The 2,111-nt window shown below is 56.3% G+C and carries 4 protein-coding genes; 2 read left to right on the top strand and 2 right to left on the bottom strand.

Annotated features, from left to right (window positions below; translation table 11 throughout):
* Positions 1–243: helix-turn-helix domain-containing protein (locus PA6_RS23250; RefSeq protein WP_021703191.1), on the top strand; the 243-nt coding region annotated here is incomplete at its 5' end.
* 39 nt (positions 244–282) lie between these two features.
* Here the strand turns inward: PA6_RS23250 and PA6_RS24405 are convergent.
* Positions 283–906, bottom strand: coding sequence for a DUF4198 domain-containing protein (locus PA6_RS24405; RefSeq protein ID WP_255209954.1), 624 nt, complete (start codon positions 904–906; stop codon positions 283–285).
* Here PA6_RS24405 and PA6_RS22150 point away from each other — a divergent pair.
* A complete protein-coding gene (locus tag PA6_RS22150) occupies positions 797–1,585 on the top strand; it encodes a DNA/RNA non-specific endonuclease (RefSeq protein ID WP_052520219.1) in 789 nt (262 codons plus the stop codon). The two genes, PA6_RS24405 and PA6_RS22150, sit on opposite strands and share 110 nt — an antisense overlap.
* A gap of 281 nt (positions 1,586–1,866) precedes the next feature.
* Here PA6_RS22150 and PA6_RS24115 read toward each other — a convergent pair.
* Positions 1,867–2,111: phosphatase PAP2 family protein (locus PA6_RS24115; protein WP_370670723.1), on the bottom strand; the 245-nt coding region annotated here is incomplete at its 5' end.

Raw genomic sequence — 2,111 nt, 5'->3', positions numbered from 1 at the left:
TTTCCCAAGCTGAACCCTGTTGGTCACAAGTTGCTGACCCTTCTCATGCAAAAGAGTCCACATGTGGTGCGCCGTGAAGTACTTGAGGAGGCAATTTGGGGCGATGACGCGCCTGATAGCGACAGCCTTCGTAGCCATGTCCACCAGCTGCGCCAGGTGATCGATAAGCCATTCGAGAAGCCGCTGCTACACACAGTGCATGGCATCGGCTTCCGACTGGCGGATCAAGATGGGAGCAACTGAATTGCCCATGCTGTAGACACAGGTCAAGTCAGTTCTGAACTACTCCTGCGGTAACGAGAACGCGAGCGTGGAAACGTAGCCGTCCTCATCCACCTCACGCCTATCCTCTCGCTGGACATTGTGCGAGACCTTAACCACGTTCAAGCCCGTGCTGCGCACCTTGATCTGGGCATAACCCTTCTCATCAGTTTTCACCGAACTGTCGCTTTCGTTGAGGTAGTCGCCGACAACCTTCACCTTGGCCAGCGGCTTGCCATCGAACAGTACCTGGATGCGCAAAGTCTCCCCCAGCTTGAGGCTTAGCGGATCAACCTGCGGCAGGATCTCCAGCGGCAGCCCAAAAGGCTTCGCTGGCATGCTGGAGGGGGCAAGGGCTGCACGGGTAAACATCTGGTAGTAGCCTGCAATTTTTGCCTCAGGAAACTTGAGGCGAGAGCCCGCTACGCGCTCCCGTGCCGTAGTGAGGGTACGAGACTTTCTTGTCCAGCTATCCAAAGCTAAGTTCCTACACCTACTCCAATCCGCCCTAGCTCCATACTCAAGGAAGAGTGAAATGAGGCATCTACTTGCACTACCCCTGCTCCTGCTGCTTGGCTCATGCGTGCGGCATGAGCCCTTACCGCCTCCTGTCCCAGTAGCACTTACCGTTGGGGCGCCGCTCACCGAGCTGGACTATGGTCGCTTTCAGATCATGTATGACTGTCAGTTAGGAGAGCCGCACCGCGTGACCTATCTCGTGGGCGCCGACAAAGGGGCACTTGAGCGGGTTGATAACTTCCGCGTCGACCGTAGCCTGCCCGAGGGATGCAAAGGTCAGCACGCAGCAGACACCTACAAGCCCCCCTCAGGATTCGATCGCGGACATCTGGCCCCAGCCAATCACTTCGATGACAGTCGCCAGGCCATGAATGCCAGCAACCTGATGACGAACATCGTTCCCCAGCTAGCCACACACAACAGACATACCTGGGGGATGACCGAGACTCTGACCGAGTGCTATCGCGACATCCGCCCCGTTCAGGTTATTGCAGGGGTCGTGTTCGGCGATCTCCCCCAAGACCTGCAGAATGACTACTTCGTGCAATCTCATGGGATCGCCACGCCGGAGTACTTCTGGAAAGTACTGCTGACGGAGGACGAGGTGGGGCAGCCGCTGATCATCAGTTGGTGGATTCCACACAAAACAGGACTGGGCACCAATCTGGATCCATTCGTGAAGTCTGTCCGCGAGATTGAAGTGCTACTCGGACCGTATGAGCTTCCAATTGATGTTCCGGAGGAGCTCAAGGACATACGTCCTGCACATAGCTGGGCACGCCCACATGGATGCGATACCGAATAGCGCTGATACGGATGAACAAAGCTTATATGAGGCGTTTGAGATGCCAGACATACAGCTGCGCGCAGTCAAAACCGAGTTTTTCTCAGCGCCTAGATACATGAGCCCTCAAAGAACCACCCTGCCCGGCCGTCATCCTTGCCCGATGCGCAGCCGGCGGGTAGCTAACCGGATTCTACCCCAGCGCTCCGAGCATAGAAGGGAGTCGACAATTGGCTATTCAACATGGCCTCTACCGGGAACATTGAACGTCGCTCCGACTGCCACCACAGGCTGCAGCAAGGTCACCGTAATTCAGTGACCGGCGCGGTGCTAGCCATCGGCTGAGGGCGATACAGCATCAAGTCGTACAGAGTGAGGCAGATGAGCCAGCACAGTAGTGCTGTCCATAAGTTGTGCGAGAAGAAGTGAGCCCCCTGAGCCATACGCACCAACGAAAACAAAGTCCCCAAGCTGGTGGCAGCTATCAGTGCAACATGAGCGACGTTAGGGCGGCGATCTCGCAAAGCGAAGAACAGTGCAAACAATG

Origin of the sequence: Aquipseudomonas alcaligenes NBRC 14159 (genome assembly GCF_000467105.1) — a bacterium.
Lineage (GTDB): Bacteria > Pseudomonadota > Gammaproteobacteria > Pseudomonadales > Pseudomonadaceae > Aquipseudomonas > Aquipseudomonas alcaligenes.
This window is presented reverse-complemented; position numbering and strand designations above follow the sequence as displayed.

Coding starts and splice junctions, on each gene's coding strand:
- PA6_RS22150 (WP_052520219.1), top strand. CDS start 797: ATGAGGCATCTACTTGCACTACCCCTGCTCCTGCTGCTTGGCTCATGC.